Annotated in this window: 13 protein-coding genes, 1 tRNA gene and 1 pseudogene; 8 read left to right on the top strand and 7 right to left on the bottom strand. The window is 60.4% G+C overall.

Translation table 11 applies throughout. The features are described from left to right. The 4 genes and pseudogenes from J3353_RS09950 to ilvA form a co-directional block, all read left to right on the top strand. Nucleotides 1-397, top strand: a pseudogene (locus J3353_RS09950) (tRNA nucleotidyltransferase); the annotation flags it as partial. A gap of 64 nt (nucleotides 398-461) precedes the next feature. Beyond that, a complete protein-coding gene (gene mnmA / locus J3353_RS09945; protein WP_117534557.1) occupies nucleotides 462-1,565 on the top strand; it encodes a tRNA 2-thiouridine(34) synthase MnmA in 1,104 nt (367 codons plus the stop codon). Between the two features lie 102 nt (nucleotides 1,566-1,667). Then, entirely contained in the window at nucleotides 1,668-2,438 is a 771-nt protein-coding gene (locus J3353_RS09940) for a ThiF family adenylyltransferase (RefSeq protein WP_035393308.1), read from the top strand. 258 nt (nucleotides 2,439-2,696) lie between these two features. Beyond that, the gene (gene ilvA / locus J3353_RS09935) at nucleotides 2,697-3,902 is read left to right on the top strand and encodes a threonine ammonia-lyase (protein ID WP_156074647.1); all 1,206 of its coding nucleotides are present in this window, start codon (nucleotides 2,697-2,699) and stop codon (nucleotides 3,900-3,902) included. A 121-nt stretch (nucleotides 3,903-4,023) separates the two neighbouring features. On the opposite strand, the gene J3353_RS09930 is transcribed toward ilvA, so the two are convergent. Then, nucleotides 4,024-5,232: an ATP-binding protein gene (locus tag J3353_RS09930; protein WP_207684770.1), complete on the bottom strand. Its 1,209-nt coding sequence runs from the start codon at nucleotides 5,230-5,232 to the stop codon at nucleotides 4,024-4,026. 332 nt (nucleotides 5,233-5,564) lie between these two features. Between J3353_RS09930 and ilvB the strand changes: the two genes are divergently transcribed. From ilvB to ilvD, 4 genes are all read left to right on the top strand, one after another. Beyond that, nucleotides 5,565-7,229: a biosynthetic-type acetolactate synthase large subunit gene (gene ilvB, locus J3353_RS09925; RefSeq protein WP_207684769.1), complete on the top strand. Its 1,665-nt coding sequence runs from the start codon at nucleotides 5,565-5,567 to the stop codon at nucleotides 7,227-7,229. Between the two features lie 13 nt (nucleotides 7,230-7,242). Further along, nucleotides 7,243-7,806, top strand: a complete 564-nt coding sequence (gene ilvN / locus J3353_RS09920; RefSeq protein WP_097772776.1) for an acetolactate synthase small subunit — start codon at nucleotides 7,243-7,245, stop codon at nucleotides 7,804-7,806. A 215-nt stretch (nucleotides 7,807-8,021) separates the two neighbouring features. Then, nucleotides 8,022-9,041, top strand: coding sequence for a ketol-acid reductoisomerase (gene ilvC / locus J3353_RS09915; RefSeq protein ID WP_005929348.1), 1,020 nt, complete (start codon nucleotides 8,022-8,024; stop codon nucleotides 9,039-9,041). A gap of 204 nt (nucleotides 9,042-9,245) precedes the next feature. After that, nucleotides 9,246-10,904, top strand: coding sequence for a dihydroxy-acid dehydratase (gene ilvD, locus J3353_RS09910; RefSeq protein ID WP_005929346.1), 1,659 nt, complete (start codon nucleotides 9,246-9,248; stop codon nucleotides 10,902-10,904). Nucleotides 10,905-11,031: 127 nt separating this feature from the next. Here the strand turns inward: ilvD and J3353_RS09905 are convergent. From J3353_RS09905 to J3353_RS09880, 6 genes are all read right to left on the bottom strand, one after another. Next, nucleotides 11,032-11,108 (bottom strand) — tRNA-Met (locus tag J3353_RS09905). An 89-nt stretch (nucleotides 11,109-11,197) separates the two neighbouring features. Continuing rightward, nucleotides 11,198-12,364 carry a DUF4349 domain-containing protein gene (locus J3353_RS09900; RefSeq protein ID WP_207684768.1) on the bottom strand — a complete coding sequence of 389 codons (1,167 nt, stop codon included), beginning with the start codon at nucleotides 12,362-12,364 and terminating at the stop codon, nucleotides 11,198-11,200. Continuing rightward, nucleotides 12,351-12,842 carry an RNA polymerase sigma factor gene (locus tag J3353_RS09895; RefSeq protein WP_207684767.1) on the bottom strand — a complete coding sequence of 164 codons (492 nt, stop codon included), beginning with the start codon at nucleotides 12,840-12,842 and terminating at the stop codon, nucleotides 12,351-12,353. Before J3353_RS09895 ends, J3353_RS09900 begins: the two co-directional genes overlap by 14 nt. A 103-nt stretch (nucleotides 12,843-12,945) precedes the next feature. Next, a complete protein-coding gene (locus J3353_RS09890; protein WP_242700918.1) occupies nucleotides 12,946-13,518 on the bottom strand; it encodes a hypothetical protein in 573 nt (190 codons plus the stop codon). Between the two features lie 219 nt (nucleotides 13,519-13,737). Beyond that, a complete protein-coding gene (gene argF / locus J3353_RS09885; RefSeq protein WP_005929339.1) occupies nucleotides 13,738-14,736 on the bottom strand; it encodes an ornithine carbamoyltransferase in 999 nt (332 codons plus the stop codon). A gap of 144 nt (nucleotides 14,737-14,880) precedes the next feature. Beyond that, nucleotides 14,881-15,360 carry a dCMP deaminase family protein gene (locus J3353_RS09880; RefSeq protein WP_035393303.1) on the bottom strand — a complete coding sequence of 160 codons (480 nt, stop codon included), beginning with the start codon at nucleotides 15,358-15,360 and terminating at the stop codon, nucleotides 14,881-14,883. Nucleotides 15,361-15,520 lie beyond the last annotated feature (160 nt).

Here is a 15,520-nt window from a genome sequence, read left to right as displayed (position 1 = left end):
TGCCTGCGGCAACAGGGTCCCACCCCAGCGGACGGTCCTTGGAGAAACTCCCGGCACCCCCAACACCACGCTGACCGTACAGGCCAAACGTCTTTTAGGCCGCTATGAGCTGCCGACCATAAAACGCCTGACCGCCCTTTGCAGTGCCCGGCATCCGGAACAGACCAGGGCCTTTGCTGCCCTGCGGGCCGAGGCGGAGCGGCTGACAGCAGAAAATGCCTGCTGCCGGGTGAGCCAGCTGGCCGTGAATGGCCGTGACCTGATGGCGGCGGGGGTCAGACCCGGCCCGGGTCTGCGGCAGGTGCTGAACGCCCTGCTGGAGGCTGTCATCACCGGGCAGACACCCAATGAAAAAGATGCGCTGTTGGCAGCGGCGGCCCGATTTTCTGCGTCTTGACAAGAGAAAGAAGCTGCGGTAGTATTATACTACTGTTTTAGTGTGTTATTGAATGAGGAACGATATGACAGAAGCACAGAACACGAAGCGCCCCGGGGCACTCATCGCCATGAGCGGCGGTGTGGACAGCTCGGTGGCGGCATGGCTGATGCAGCAGGCGGGGTACGACTGCACCGGCATCACCATGCGGCTCACCCGCAACGAGACGCTGGGGCAGTCCGGTTTCCACACCTGCTGCTCCGAAAAGGATATCGAGGATGCCGCCGAGGTGGCCTTTGCGATGGATATCCCCTATGAGGTGCTGGATTTCACCGCCGACTTCCGGGAGAAGATCATCGAAAAATTCATCCGGGTATACGAGATGGGCGGCACGCCCAACCCCTGCATCGACTGCAACCGGTATATGAAGTTCGACCACCTGCTCCGCTGGGCTGAGAGCCATGGCATGGAGTATGTGGTCACGGGCCATTACGCCCGGGTGGAGCAGGACGAGGCCACCGGCCGCTGGCTGCTGAAAAAGGGGCTGGACGAGGGTAAGGATCAGAGCTATGTGCTCTATAACCTGACCCAGGAGCAGCTGGCCCATGTGCGCCTGCCGCTGGGGGGGCTGCACAAGGCCGAAGTGCGTGAGATCGCGGAAAAGCAGCATTTCATCAACGCCCGCAAGCATGACAGCCAGGATATCTGCTTTGTGCCGGACGGCGACTACGCCCGCTTCATGGAGGACTTCACCGGCAAGCACTACCCGGCAGGTGATTTTCTGGACGAGAACGGCAAAAAGGTGGGCACTCACAATGGCGCGGTGCGGTATACCATCGGCCAGCGCAAGGGCCTGGGCCTTGCCATGGGTGCGCCGGTGTATGTCTGCGCCAAGGATATGCAGGCCAACACCGTCACGGTGGGCCCGGAGGAGAACCTGTTTGACCGCATCGTCTATGCCGACGAGGTGAACTGGATCACCATCCCGGAGCTGACCGTGCCCTTGCGGGTCACGGCCCGCACCCGCTACCACCAGACCGAGCAGGCGGCCACCGTCTACCCGGCAGGAGAGGGGCAGTTCCGGCTGGAATTTGACCAGCCCCAGCGTGCCCCCACGCCCGGTCAGGCTGTGGTGCTGTATCAGGGGGATGTTGTGCTGGGGGGCGGCACCATCGTTGCGGTGGAATAAACCGCTCAGGCGCTTTGCAGGAAAGTGATAAAGTAAAACAAAAGCAACTGCGTCGAACTGATAAAACAATAGGCGTAGTGTAAGATGGAGGAGCAAGTATCTATGCAGGATCAATATTCCCGCACCCAGCTGCTGCTGGGCAAGGAAGCAATGGAAAAGCTGCACAATTCCCGTGTGGCGGTGTTTGGCATTGGCGGCGTGGGCGGCTACACGGTGGAAGCGCTGGCACGCAGCGGTGTGGGTGCGCTGGACCTCATTGATGATGACAAGGTCTGCCTGACCAACCTGAACCGCCAGATCGTGGCCACCCGCAAGACCGTGGGCCAGTACAAGGTGGATGTGGCCGAACAGCGTATCCACGAGATCGACCCCAACATCAAGGTCACCACCTACAAGATCTTTTTCACCCCGGAAACGCAGGATCAGTTCGACTTCACCCAGTACGACTATGTGGTGGATGCCATCGACACCGTCACCGGCAAGATCGCGCTGGTGGTCAAGGCCAAGGAGGCCGGCACCCCCATCATCTGCGCCATGGGTGCAGGCAACAAGATGGACCCCACCCGCTTTGAGGTGACGGATATCTACAAGACCTCCGTCTGCCCGCTGGCCAAGGTGATGCGCACCGAGTGCCGCAAGCGGCGGATCAAGCACCTGAAGGTCGTCTACTCCAAGGAGCCTGCCATGACCCCCATTGAGGATGATTCCATCAGCTGTAAGAACCACTGCATCTGCCCTCCGGGCACCCAGCGCAAGTGCACCATCCGGCGCTCGGTCCCCGGCTCCAACGCCTTTGTGCCCTCGGTGGCCGGGCTCATCATCGGCGGCGAGGTCGTGAAGGATCTGGTCGGATTTGTGCCGATGAAAGGTTAAAAACGAGAACGCCCCTCTCCGGTCTCACAGATGTCGGAGAGGGGCGTTTTGGGTCAGGGGAAACCGCTCTCACGGCATGGGAACAGGTGGAGCGCGCATCGGGCCGCAGGGCTGCCGCCTGCCCGGGCGTAGCCATTGGCGGTCACCCCAGCAAACAAAATGTTGAAATACGTTCATTTGACAAAATACTTTTGCTAATTTATACTGGGATGCATATTCACATGCAAAAATTAAGGATAGAAGATAGGAAGTATCGTCATGCTGACTCTGGATAAGATCTACCACGCCGCCTTTGTGCTCAAGGACGTTGCCCGCAAGACCGACCTGATCGAAGCGCCCAAGCTCTCCAAGGACTGCCGCCTCTACCTCAAGACCGAGAACCTGCAGGTGACCGGCAGCTTCAAGGTGCGGGGAGCCTATTATAAGATCAGCCAGCTCTCCAGGGAGGAGAGCGAAAAGGGCGTGATCGCCTGCTCTGCCGGAAACCACGCACAGGGCGTGGCTCTGGCCGCCACCCGCCGGGGCATCAGGAGCATCGTCTGTATGCCGGACGGTGCCCCCATTATGAAGGTGGAAAATACCAAGAGCTTGGGCGCGGAGGTCTGTCTGGTGCCCGGCACCTATGATGATGCCCACGACAAGGCCGTGGAGCTGCAGGCCGAGACCGGCATGACCTTCATCCACCCCTACGATGACGAACAGGTCATCGCAGGTCAGGGCACCATTGGTCTGGAGATCCTTGACCAGCTGCCCGATCTGGATGCCGTCATCGTGCCCGTGGGCGGCGGCGGCCTGATCTCCGGCGTGGCCTTTGCCATCAAGAGCCTGCGCCCCGAGGTCAAGGTCTATGGTGTGCAGGCCGAGGGTGCCCCCAGCATGTACCGCAGCCTGCATGAGCACAAGTATCAGACCCTGAAAAATGTGGCCACCTTTGCGGACGGCATTCAGGTCAAGACCCCCGGCGAGCTGACCTATCAGCTCTGCGAGGAATATGTGGACGACATCGTGACCGTCAGCGAGGACGAGACCGCCGCCGCCATCCTCTCCCTGATGGAGAACCAGAAGCTGGTGGCTGAGGGGGCCGGTGCGGTGCCTGTGGCAGCGGCGCTGTTCCACAAGCTGCCCATCGAGGGCAAAAAGGTGGTCTGCCTGATCTCCGGCGGCAACATCGATGTGAACATCCTCAACCGCGTCATCACCCGTGGTCTGGTGATGAGTGGCCGCAAGGCCAACCTGACCATTGCGCTGGAGGATAAGCCCGGCCAGCTGGAGCGGGTGGCTGCCATCGTTTCCCGCTGCGGCAGCAATGTGGTCTCTGTCCTGCATGACGGCTCTGACCCCAATATGCCCATCTCCAGCTGCTTCCTCAAGCTGGTGCTGGAGACCCGCGACCATGCCCAGATCGAGCAGATCCGGCAGGAGCTCACCAAAGAGGGCTTCCAGCTGGTGGCCGAGCGCGTGTGATTTTCTGACCGCCTCATCTGCCGCCTGCGGCGGCAGTTTTCTTTCAAAACAGCAAAAAGCGCCGTGCAGTCATTTCACTGCACAGCGCTTTTTCTTATCCATAAAAACGAAAAAGCAAACATTATTTCTGCACGCCGCTCTCGCACTGTTCGATGAACTGTTTGGCCACGCGGGGGCTGCGGCCGCCGGCGCGGATGGCGAAGGCCTCGGCTTTGACCAGCAGCTCTTCCATGGGCATCTGGATGTGGTGCTGTTTTGCCAGCTCTTCCAGAATGGCGGCAAAGCGGGCTTTCTCGGGCCGCTGGAAGGTGACAGTCAGGCCGAACCGGGCGGAAAGGCTCATCAGCTCCTGCCGGGTGTCGGCTTCGTGGATGTCGTCGCCGGTGCGGTCGGTCAGGGTCTCCTTGATGAGGTGGCGGCGGTTGGAGGTGGCGTACACCGCAATGTTCCGGGCCCGGCCGCCCACGCTGCCCTCAAGGATGGCTTTCAGGGCGGCAAAGTTGTCGTCGTTGGAGGAGAAGCTCAGGTCATCGATGAAGAGGATGAACTTGAGGGGGTTGGCCGCCAGCTGATCCATCAGGTCGGGGATCTGGTAGAGCTGGTTCTTCTTGACCTCCACCAGCCGCAGGCCGTCGGCGGCATACTCATTGGCAATGGCCTTGACCGTGCTGGATTTGCCGGTGCCTGCATCGCCGTAGAGCAGGACATTGTTGGCGGGGGAACCGGCCAGCAGGGCGCGGGTGTTGGCAATGACCTTTTCCCGCTCCTTCTCGTAGCCCGGCAGCTCGCTGAGCTTCTGGGGGTCGGGGTACTTCACGGGCACCAGCTGGCCATTCTCCACTGTGAACACGTGGTGCTTGGCAAACATGCCGTAGCCCTTCTTCCCGGCTTCCCGCATCCGCTGGTTGTAGGCGGCGGTCAGGTCGAGCTGCCTTGCCTCCCAACGGGGCAGGAACGCCAGCTCCCGGCTCTGCCGGTCGGCGGCTTCCAGCAGCGCGTCCAGCGTCAGGCCGCAGAGCTTCTGCAAAAAGTTCAGCTCACTGTTCAGGGCGGCTTCCATCACAGGGGAGAGCTGGCCCGCGGCGGCCTGCCGCACACAGAAGGTCTCGGTCTCCAGCACGGCGTTGGAAAGATAATCGCCCAGATTGGTGGTGTGGGCAAACAGGGCAGCTTCAAAGGCGGCCACAGCATCGCACAGGGGGGCGATGCTGTCGTCAGCCGCTTCCAGCCGGTCGGTCAGCGCCGCCAGCTTTGCCACAACGGGGTCGCCCAGCAGGGCACGGAAAACAACAAGCCCGTGGAGCCGGGCGTTCCATTCACGAAGTTGCATAGGAAAATCCTCTCTTTTTAACGGCCTTGCCCTCTCAGGCGCGCCGCGCCAGCTCCCCCAAAGGGGGAGCCATTGGCAGGCCGGTCAGAAGGCTGTTTATTTTTATAACAGTGTAGAATTGATTATACTCTTGGAAAAGGCGCTTAGCAAGGGTGTGTTCAATTATCTTCATCTTTCGGCTGATTCACTTTACAAATCGTCGATTGACAAAGGCCCGATTTATAGTATAATTGACCCAACGTTCAAATCGGAATGCAAGATGCGAAAAGTAACGTGTCTGAGGGAAAATTTTGTTGAGAGTGTAAGAGGAAAAGGAACAGGAGCAACTTACCATGCAGTTGAATGGTTCGCAAATTTTTGTTGAAGTCCTCTGCGAACAGGGCGTGGACACCATCTTCGGCTATCCCGGCGGTGCTGTGCTGAACCTGTACGACGAGCTGTATAAGAATTCTGACCGCATCCACCATGTGCTGACCGCCCACGAGCAGGGCGCTTCTCATGCGGCCGATGGCTATGCCCGCGCAACGGGCCGCACCGGCGTGGTGTTGGCCACCAGCGGCCCGGGTGCCACCAATCTGGTCACCGGCATTGCCACTGCCTACATGGACTCCGTGCCCATGGTCGCCTTTACCGGAAATGTGCCGACCCCCGGTCTGGGCAAGGACGGCTTTCAGGAGGCGTACATCGAGGGCATCACGATGCCCATCACCAAGCACAACTTCACGGTGCGCAAGGTAGAAGAGCTGGCCGATACCATGCGTGCGGCGTTCCGCATTGCGCAGAGCGGCCGCAAGGGCCCGGTGCTGGTGGATATCCCCAAGGATGTCACCGCTGCTGTCTGCGAGTTCACCCCCAAGCAGCCGGAGCCGATCCGCACCGTGACCACCTACGACGAACAGCAGGTCAAGTGGGCCGCCGATATCATCAACGCGGCCAAGCGCCCGCTGGTCTATTTTGGCGGCGGCGTGCGGAGCGCGGCTTCCTGCCAGCCCCTGCGTGACCTGATCCACAAGGCGGAGATCCCCGCCACCTATACTCTGATGGCCGCAGGCGTTGTGCCCTACGGTGACCCGATGAACATCGGCATGGTTGGAATGCACGGCTGCTACACCTCCAACCGGGCGGTCGCGGATTGTGACGTGCTGATTGCACTGGGTACCCGATTTTCTGACCGCGTGGCCCTGAACCCCAAGACCTTTGCCAAGAACGCCACCATCATCCAGATCGATATCGACCCCAGTGAGCTGGGCAAGAATGTGGATGTGGATCTTGCCATTGCCGGTGATGTCTGCTATGTCCTGAGCGGGATGCTCCCCCTTATTGAGGAGAAGAAGCACCCCGACTGGTTGAAGATGATCCACGAGTGGCAGGCACAGGATTACCACCCCGTGTCCGACCCCACCCGCCTGATGCCCCATCAGGTCATCGGCGAGGTGTGCAGCCAGTGCGGCCCTGAGGCCGTGTATGTCACCGACGTGGGCCAGCACCAGATGTGGGCGGCCCAGTACATCCGCCACACCAAGAGCCGCGGCTTTATCACCAGCGGCGGCCTGGGCACCATGGGCTTTGGCTATGGCGCGGCCATCGGCGCGCAGATGGCGCTGGGCCGGGAGCAGCGGGTGGTCATGTTCACGGGCGACGGTTCCTTCCACATGAACCTCAACGAGGCCTGCACCGCTGTCAGCTATGAGCTGCCCATCATCACGGTCATCTTCAACAACTCTGTGCTGGGCATGGTGCGCCAGTGGCAGACCACTTTCTACGAAAAGCGCTACTCCCAGACCGACCCCCACCGTCGCACTGACTTTGTCAAGCTGGCCGAGGGCTTTGGCCTGAAGGGCTACCGCTGCACCAACCTCCCCGAGTTCCAGGCCGCATTTGCCGATGCCCTCAAGCAGAAGGGCCCCACCTGGATCGAGTGCATCATCGACAAGGACGAAAAGGTCCTGCCCATGATCCCTGGCGGCGGCGACATCAATGATATCATCATGGAATAAGGAGGACTGACCCATGGAATCCAAACGCAGAGTCATCAGTCTGCTGGTGGACAACCAGAGCGGTGTTCTGGCCCGGGTGTCCAACCTGTTCTGCCGCCGCGGCTTCAACATCGACAGCCTGACGGTGTCCGCCACCAACGACCCGGCAGTCAGCCGCATCACCGTGACCATCACCAGCGATGAAAAGGCGCTGAGCCAGCTCATCCTCCAGACCGAGCGGCTGGAAGTGACCCGGCAGGTGTTCGTGCTGGATCACGAGAACTCGCTGGAACGGGAGCTGCTGCTGCTCAAGGTGGCTGCCGATGTCCACAACCGCAGTGAGCTGCGGGAGATCGCCAGCATCTACAAGGCAAAGATCATTGATCTTTCGCCCGACAGCATGGTGCTGGAACTGACCGGCCGCCCTGAAAAGGTGGACGCGTTCCTCAAGATCCTGGCAGATTACAAGATCCTTGAGCAGTGCCGCACCGGCGTGACTGCCCTGGAGCGCGGCGGGATGCACCAGCACATGCAGAAACCCCCGCAGGAGGTGCGGGCAGCCCAGCTGCCCCTGCCCGGGACCCATTGCCCGCAGTAAGGGGAGAAACCCCACCGTCAATGCTTCGCATTGCCACCGCCCCTAGTAGGGGCGGCTCTGGCGTTGCATAAAGCCCTGCAAGTTCCCCTTTCTGCCAAGGGCTCCCCTAATAGGGGAGCTGGCGAGCAGATGCGAGCCTGAGGGGTTCAACTCAGTTTTCCATAAAAATCAAAATATAAAAATAAAACAGGAAAGAGTAAAAGGAGACTACTACCATGGCGATCAAGAAATACTACGATTCCGACTGCAACCTCGGCGTGCTGGACGGCAAGACCGTTGCTGTCATCGGCTTCGGCAGCCAGGGCCACGCCCATTCCGAGAACCTGGCCGAGAGCGGCGTGAACGTTGTTGTCGGTCTGCGCAAGGGCTCTGCCCACTGGGCAAAGGCCTCCGAGTTCGCTGCCACCCACGACAACTTCAAGGTCATGGAGGTCGAAGAGGCTGCCAAGGCTGGCGATGTTGTGATGATGCTGGTGCCCGATGAGCTGTGCGCCGATATCTACAACACGCAGGTCGCACCTTACATGACCGAGGGCAAGGCTCTGGCCTTTGCACACGGCTTCAACATCCACTTCAAGACCATCACCGCTCCCAAGAATGTTGACGTGATCATGATCGCTCCCAAGGGCCCCGGCCACATCGTCCGCCGCCTGTACACCGAGGGCGAGGGCTGCCCCTCTCTGATCTGTGTGGAGCAGGATTACACCGGCAAGGCAAAGGACATCGCTCTGGCTTACGCTTCCGGTATCGGCGCTGGCCGTGCAGGCATCCTGCAGACCACCTTCAAGGAGGAGACCGAGACCGACCTGTTCGGCGAGCAGGCAGTTCTGTGCGGCGGTGTCTGCGAGCTGATCCACGCAGGCTTCGATACGCTGGTGGAGGCTGGCTACGAGCCCGAGATGGCATACTTTGAGACCTGCCACGAGATGAAGCTGATCGTTGACCTGATCAACGAGGGCGGCTTCTCCAAGATGCGCTACTCCATCTCCAACACCGCTGAGTACGGCGATTACCGCACCGGCAAGCGCCTGATCACCGAGGAGACCCGCAAGGAGATGAAGAAGGTCCTGACCGAGATTCAGGACGGCACCTTTGCTTCCGAGTTCCTGACCGAGATGAGCCCCAAGGGCGGCCGCAAGGTTCACTTCCTGGCTGAGCGCCGGATGCAGGCCGAACACCCCATCGAGAAGGTGGGCGCAGAGCTGCGCAGCATGATGAGCTGGCTGAAGAAGTAATTAACTCCCCCAGTCGCCTGCGGCGACAGCCCCCTCAAAGAAGGAGCCTTTTGTCTGACCGCAGCGTGAAGCCTCCCTCCGTGAGGGAGGTGGCATCGCGCAAGCGATGACGGAAGGAGTTCAGCCAAAAGCTGCTTTTAAAACTAAGAAAGGCTCCCTCCTTTGGGAGGGGGTCTTTTGTTATAAGGAAAAGAGGAATAAACCATGAGAAGCGATAATGTGACCAAGGGTTCGGAGCGGGCCCCCAACCGAAGCTTATTCTACGCACTGGGTTACACCCCCGAGGAGCTGGAGCGCCCGCTGATCGGCGTGGTCAGCGCTTACAGCGAGATCGTGCCCGGCCACATGAATCTGGATAAGATCGCCGATGCCGTCAAGGCCGGTGTGGAGATGGCGGGCGGCACCCCCATCCTGATCCCTGCCATCGGTGTCTGCGATGGCATCGCCATGGGCCATGTGGGCATGAAATACTCCCTGGCCTCCCGCGAGCTGATCTGCGACAGCGTGGAGACCATGCTGATGGCCCATCAGCTGGACGGTCTGGTGCTGGTGCCCAACTGCGATAAGATCGTGCCCGGCATGGTCATGGCCGCGGTCCGCATGGATGTGCCCGCGGTGGTCTGCTCCGGCGGCCCCATGCTGGCTGGCAGCTACGGCGGCGAGGAAGTCAGCCTTTCCAAGATGTTCGAGGCCGTGGGTGCTTACAAGGCCGGTATGATCACCGACGAGCAGCTGGAAGACTGCACCTGCAACTGCTGCCCCAGCTGCGGCAGCTGCTCCGGCATGTACACCGCCAACAGCATGAACTGCCTGTGCGAGGCCATCGGCATTGCCCTGCCCGGCAACGGCACCATCCCGGCGGTCTACTCCAAGCGCCTGCAGCTGGCCAAGCACGCCGGTATGGCCATCATGGACATGGTCAACAAGGGCATCACCGCCCGCCAGATCATCAACGAGCGCTCCATCCGCAACGCACTGACCTGCGATATGGCGCTGGGCTGCTCCACCAATACTGTCCTGCATCTGCTGGCCATTGCCTACGAGGCCGGTGTGCCCATTGACCTGAAGCTCTTCAACGAGATCAGCGCCAGGACCCCCAACCTCTGCCATCTGGCCCCCGCAGGCCCCACCCACATGCCCGACCTCTATGCCGCAGGCGGCATCCCCGCTGTGCAGGCAGAGCTGGCCAAGAAGGGCCTGCTGGATCTGGATGTGCCTACTGTGACCGGCAAGACCCTGGGGGAGAACATCAAGGGTGCCCACATCCTGAACGAAAAGGCCATCCGCCCCATCGAGAACCCCTACTCCCAGACCGGCGGCCTGCAGATCCTGTGGGGCAACATTGCTCCGGACGGCTGCGTGGTCAAGCGCAGTGCCGTGGCCCCCGAGATGCAGCAGCACTCCGGCCCGGCCCGCGTGTTCAACAGCGAGGAGACCGCCATTGCAGCCATCTACGCAGGCCAGATCGTCCCGGGCGACGTGGTGGTCATCCGCTACGAGGGCCCCAAGGGCGGCCCCGGTATGCGCGAGATGCTCAACCCCACCTCCGCTCTGGCCGGTATGAAGCTGGATAAGACCGTGGCCCTCATCACCGACGGCCGCTTCTCCGGCGCATCCCGCGGCGCGGCCATCGGCCACGTCAGCCCCGAGGCTGCTTCCGGCGGTCCCATCGGCCTGATCGAAGAGGGCGATACCATCAGTATTGATATCCCCAACGCAAAGATCACACTGGAGGTCAGCGACGAGGTGCTGGCCGAGCGCAAGGCAAAGTACGTTGCGCCCGAGCCCAACATCAAGACCGGCTGGCTCAGCCGCTATGCCCGCATGGTCACCAGTGCAAACCTGGGTGCGGTGCTGAAGTGACCCGGAAGACCGCATAACAGCAAAAGCTCCCGACGCGCAGAACGTCGGGAGCTTTTTTTATCCGAAACAGCGGGATACAGAAAATAGGACAAAAGAAAAGCATCTTGAATTGCTTCGAGATGCTTGGTGGTTGCGGGGGCCGGATTTGAACCAACGACCTTCGGGTTATGAGCCCGACGAGCTACCAGACTGCTCCACCCCGCGATATTTACTTGTCTGCATCAGCTGTTCGCTGACTGCTCAAGTATAATACCACAGAGGCGGGTGGATGTCAAGGGTTTTGGAAAAGTTTTTTACTTTTTCTTTCTGGGATGGCGGACACGGTAGTAGATCACGCCGCAGACCGCGCCGATGAGGATGGCGGGCCATGCGCCCACAAGGAACACCGCCACGGCCTGTGCGCCGGACACGAAGCCGGTCCAGCCATTGCGCAGGGCGGCCAGCAGCTTTGCGCCGAAGCTGGTGCTGGTGGGGGTCAGGGTCTCCACCTCGTTCAGGGTGATATAGACGGTGCAGCAGGAGACCTGATTGCTGTACCAGTCCAGCTGGCTCTGCCAGCTCTCGATCTGGTACTGCACATCGCTCAGGCTGGACTCGATCTCCAACAGGTCGGCCAGGGTGTCGGCCTGGGCCTGCAGCTCCTGCAGGCGGGTGCGCTGAGCGGTCAGGCTGGCCAGCCGGGCCTCGGTGTCCATATACCGGGTGGTGATATCCTCCGCCTGCTGGTTCTGGTAGGTCACGCTGCCGGACTGGGCAGCGGCGGCCAGAAAGCTCTTGTAGCTGTCCTGGGGCACCCGCAAAGTCAGGCTGACGCTCCGGGTGCTGTCGGTGTTGGTGTACTCGCTGCTGGATTCCATATAGCCGTCCGCGTCAGAAAGGGCCGCATCCAGTGCCGCACGGGCGGTATCGTAATCCCGGGTCTCCAGCGTGAGATTGGCAGTATAGATAATCTTGGCGCTGTCGGCGGTGCGGGTGGAAGCATCGCTCTCCGCTTCGCCGGAGGTCAGCAGGGAACCGCCGGTGGCAGTGTCTGCTGACCGGTGGCCGTCCTCTGCGCTGAAGGAGGAGATACCGTTGTCCGCAGAACCGTAGGTGGCGTTTTCGGTGTCCTCCATGGAGTAAACAGCTGCCTGCGGGGCGGCTGCCCTGGTGGCGGCGGCAGAGTAGTTGGAGGAAGAGCCGCCGCCCAGCAGGGTGACCCCTTTCCATTCGTAGGCATACACGGCACCGTACAGGCAGACCCCGCAGACTGCCGCGCAGGCGGCCAGCTGGGCCCAGCGCCGGGCGGGGAAGCGGAGGGTCTTTTTCTGTTTTTGGGGGGTCGGGGAAGGCGCGGGCATGGCGATGCTCTTGGCACCGGGTGTCTCGGCGGCATTGGCCTGCAGGGCAAGCAGTTTTGCCTTCAGGTCATCGGAAGCGTGCAGATCGTCCACTTCCATCTTGTATTCATACCACCTCATCTTCGATCTCCTCCTTCAGCAGCGTATGTAACTGGGCGCGTGCCCGCCGCAGCCAGCTGAGCACCGTGTTGGTGGGCGCACCCAGCATCCGGCCTACCTCGGCGGCGGTGTAGCCCTCATAATAATGGAGGTACACGGCGTTGCGGTAGTTTTCTGGCAGAGTGCGCACCGCATCGAGCACACTGCCGTCATTTCTGGATTCCGGGGCAGGAATGTTTTCGTCCAATTCGGTGTCCTTCTGGCGCGCGGCCCGGGTAATATCCCGGCAGCGATTGATGGCGACCCGCAGCAGCCAGGCTTTGAGGTGCTCCTCGCTCTCAAAGCGGCCTTCGTAGCGCAGGAGCTTTTCAAACACATCCTGCACCACGTCCTCCGCGTCGGCGGTGCAGCTGCAATTGTGCATCGCGGCGCGGAACACGGTGTCGCTGTATCGCTGTACAGCCAGCGCAAAAACTTCATCTTTGGTCAACTGTCCCATAAGTCTCTTTCTCTCCTTTGCGGCCCCGGGCGGGGCTGGTGGAAACAACTGTTTCAAAGGGACGTTTCACCCCATATACGGGTGAAACGCACGGATTATTGCATTAACGATAAAGCCTTTGGAAAAGGGCAATTTTCTCCGCAAGATACAGATCTGCTTTGGGGTGGGCCAGCCAGTGCTTCTGCCGGGTGGTCTGGCACAGGCGGCGGGTAAGGGCGGCAGGGTCGGTGTCGATGGCCTCCACATCCTGCAGGGTCAATTGCAGGGTCAGAGCGGCCGGGACATCCGGCAGGGGCGGCAGCGGGTCCTCCCAGACAAAGGGAGGCAGGAGCTGCACCGCGCAGACAGCGCGGGAACACTCCTCGGTGAGCAGCAGGGCGGCGGGGGAGCCATCCGGCTCCACATGCAGGCTGCTGTAAAGCAGCTGGAGGTTCCGGGGAGCAGAGAGCAGAACAGCACCCTCGTCCGCCGTTTCGCTGAGGGTGAGGCACCCGGCGGCCTCGTCGGCATAGATGCGCCGGGCCGGTGCCCGGAAGCTGGCATAGAGCGCAGGCAGGTGGAACACACCCGCCTTGTCCAGCCCGTGCTGCAGCAGCAGATAGAATTCGGTCAGCGGGTGGTTCGGGTCCGGCTGCGGCATCCCGAAGTCCGGCCGGGAAAGATGTCCTCCGCCCATAGTCTCCCTCCTTTTCCAGTGCATTACCCTTTTAGTATATGGGTTTTGCAACGGATTTTCAACTGTAATTGCAACGCTTTCGGAGAATGGGAAATTTTCCCGCGCGGCCAGGACCCTTTGCGGTGGAGCCTCCGGCAGACCAAAACGGGAGACAGAAACAAAAAGCCCGATCGTTCGGAAACGACCGGGCCTGTGCATATTGTGCTGAGAGAGACGCAGTTACTTCTGATAACCCAGCGTAGCCGCCATCACGGCTTTGATGGTGTGCATCCGGTTTTCGGCCTCGTCAAAGACGATGCTCTGGGGGCCCTCGAATACCTCATCGGTCACCTCCATGGCATCGCGGCCAAAGCGCTCGCCCATCTCTTTGCCCACAGCGGTCTTGTGGTCGTGGTAGGCGGGCAGGCAGTGCATAAACACGGCCTTGGAGCCTGCAATATTCATCAGCTCCTGATTGATCTGATAGGGGGCCAGGTCGTGGATGCGCTCGGCCCAGACCTCGATGGGCTCACCCATGGAGACCCACACATCGGTGTAAAGGACATCGGCACCCTGGGCAGCCTTGGCGGGATCCTCCTCAAAGGTCAGGGTGGCACCGGTCTCGGCGGCAATGGCCTGACACTGTGCGATCAGGGCGGCATCCGGCTGATACTTTTTGGGGGCGCAGGCGGTGAAGTGCAGACCCATCTTGGCACAGCCCACCATCAGGCTGTTGCCCATGTTGTAGCGGGCATCGCCGAAGTAGACGAAATGGATGCCCTTCAGGCTGCCGAAGTGCTCCCGGATGGTCAGGAAGTCGGCAAGGATCTGGGTGGGGTGGAACTCGTTGGTCAGGCCGTTCCAGACCGGAACACCGGCGTAATGGGCCAGGTCTTCCACGATCTCCTGCCCATAGCCGCGGTACTCGATGCCGTCAAACATCCGGCCCAGCACCCGGGCGGTGTCGGCAATGGATTCTTTTTTGCCGATCTGGCTGCCCGACGGGTCAAGGTAGGTGACCTCCATGCCCAGATCGTGAGCGGCGACCTCAAAGCTGCAGCGGGTGCGGGTGGAGGTCTTTTCAAAGATCAGGGCGATGTTCTTGCCTGCCAGCTGCTCATTGTGGCGGATGCCGGCCTTTTTCCTGGCCTTCAGGTCAGCGGCCAGATCGAGCAGCTCCTCGATCTCGGCAGGGGTGTAGTCCAGAAGCTTCAGAAAACTGCGATTTTTCAGACTCATTGTATACTTTCCTCTCTATGCAATGCAAAATGTATATTTATTCGATAAGATGGTTCTATTATATAACGAATAAACTGTATTTTCAAGGGAAAGTTTTGGGAGAAACCTCTCAGTCGCGGCAGCGCCCGCGACTGAGAGGTTTGATCACAGCTCCAGCAGTTCCTTCCGCCCGCTGGGGGTGTAGGCGGTCAGCCGCACGCCTGCCTTTTTGAACATGAACCGCGCCGCCACGCTGGAATCGGAATCGTGGTACTTGTCGCCGTAGTACACCACCTCGGAGATGCCGGACTGGATGATGGCCTTGGCGCACTCGTTGCAGGGGAAGAGGGTCACGTAGACCCGGGCACCCTTCAGGTTGTTGTGGGCGCTGTTCAGGATGGCGTTGAGCTCCGCATGGCAGACATACATATATTTCGTGTCCAGCGGGTCGCCCTCGCGCTCCCACGGCATGGCATCGTCATCGCATCCAATGGGCATTCCGTTGTAGCCCAGGGAGAGAATCTTGTTCTCCGGGCTGACGATACAGGCTCCCACCTGGCTGCTGGGGTCCTTGGAGCGCATGGCGGTGAGCAGGGCGATGCCCATAAAGTATTCATCCCAGTTGATGTAATCGGTGCGTTTCATGGCAAAGTGCCTCCCTCTATCTTTCATTGGGTCTATTGTACCATGCCAACCCACGTCCTGCAATCGATTTTGCGCGCATCCGGTCAAAATGCACAAAAGAACCCTGGGAAGTTTGGCGGGCAGATGAAAGAAAATTTCGGACAATCTATTTGAAAATCAT

The sequence above is a fragment of the Faecalibacterium sp. Marseille-Q4137 genome, from assembly GCF_017377535.1.
Taxonomy (GTDB): domain Bacteria; phylum Bacillota; class Clostridia; order Oscillospirales; family Ruminococcaceae; genus Faecalibacterium; species Faecalibacterium duncaniae.
Note: the sequence above shows the minus strand (reverse complement) of the source record. Positions and strands in the feature narration are given on the sequence as shown.

Bases quoted from the DNA above. Each gene is read 5' to 3' on its own strand.
- mnmA (WP_117534557.1), top strand. From the start codon at position 462: ATGACAGAAGCACAGAACACGAAGCGCCCCGGGGCACTCATCGCCATG.
- J3353_RS09940 (WP_035393308.1), top strand. From the start codon at position 1,668: ATGCAGGATCAATATTCCCGCACCCAGCTGCTGCTGGGCAAGGAAGCA.
- ilvA (WP_156074647.1), top strand. From the start codon at position 2,697: ATGCTGACTCTGGATAAGATCTACCACGCCGCCTTTGTGCTCAAGGAC.
- J3353_RS09930 (WP_207684770.1), bottom strand. From the start codon at position 5,232: ATGCAACTTCGTGAATGGAACGCCCGGCTCCACGGGCTTGTTGTTTTC.
- ilvB (WP_207684769.1), top strand. From the start codon at position 5,565: ATGCAGTTGAATGGTTCGCAAATTTTTGTTGAAGTCCTCTGCGAACAG.
- ilvN (WP_097772776.1), top strand. From the start codon at position 7,243: ATGGAATCCAAACGCAGAGTCATCAGTCTGCTGGTGGACAACCAGAGC.
- ilvC (WP_005929348.1), top strand. From the start codon at position 8,022: ATGGCGATCAAGAAATACTACGATTCCGACTGCAACCTCGGCGTGCTG.
- ilvD (WP_005929346.1), top strand. From the start codon at position 9,246: ATGAGAAGCGATAATGTGACCAAGGGTTCGGAGCGGGCCCCCAACCGA.
- J3353_RS09900 (WP_207684768.1), bottom strand. From the start codon at position 12,364: ATGAGGTGGTATGAATACAAGATGGAAGTGGACGATCTGCACGCTTCC.
- J3353_RS09895 (WP_207684767.1), bottom strand. From the start codon at position 12,842: ATGGGACAGTTGACCAAAGATGAAGTTTTTGCGCTGGCTGTACAGCGA.
- J3353_RS09890 (WP_242700918.1), bottom strand. From the start codon at position 13,518: ATGGGCGGAGGACATCTTTCCCGGCCGGACTTCGGGATGCCGCAGCCG.
- argF (WP_005929339.1), bottom strand. From the start codon at position 14,736: ATGAGTCTGAAAAATCGCAGTTTTCTGAAGCTTCTGGACTACACCCCT.
- J3353_RS09880 (WP_035393303.1), bottom strand. From the start codon at position 15,360: ATGAAACGCACCGATTACATCAACTGGGATGAATACTTTATGGGCATC.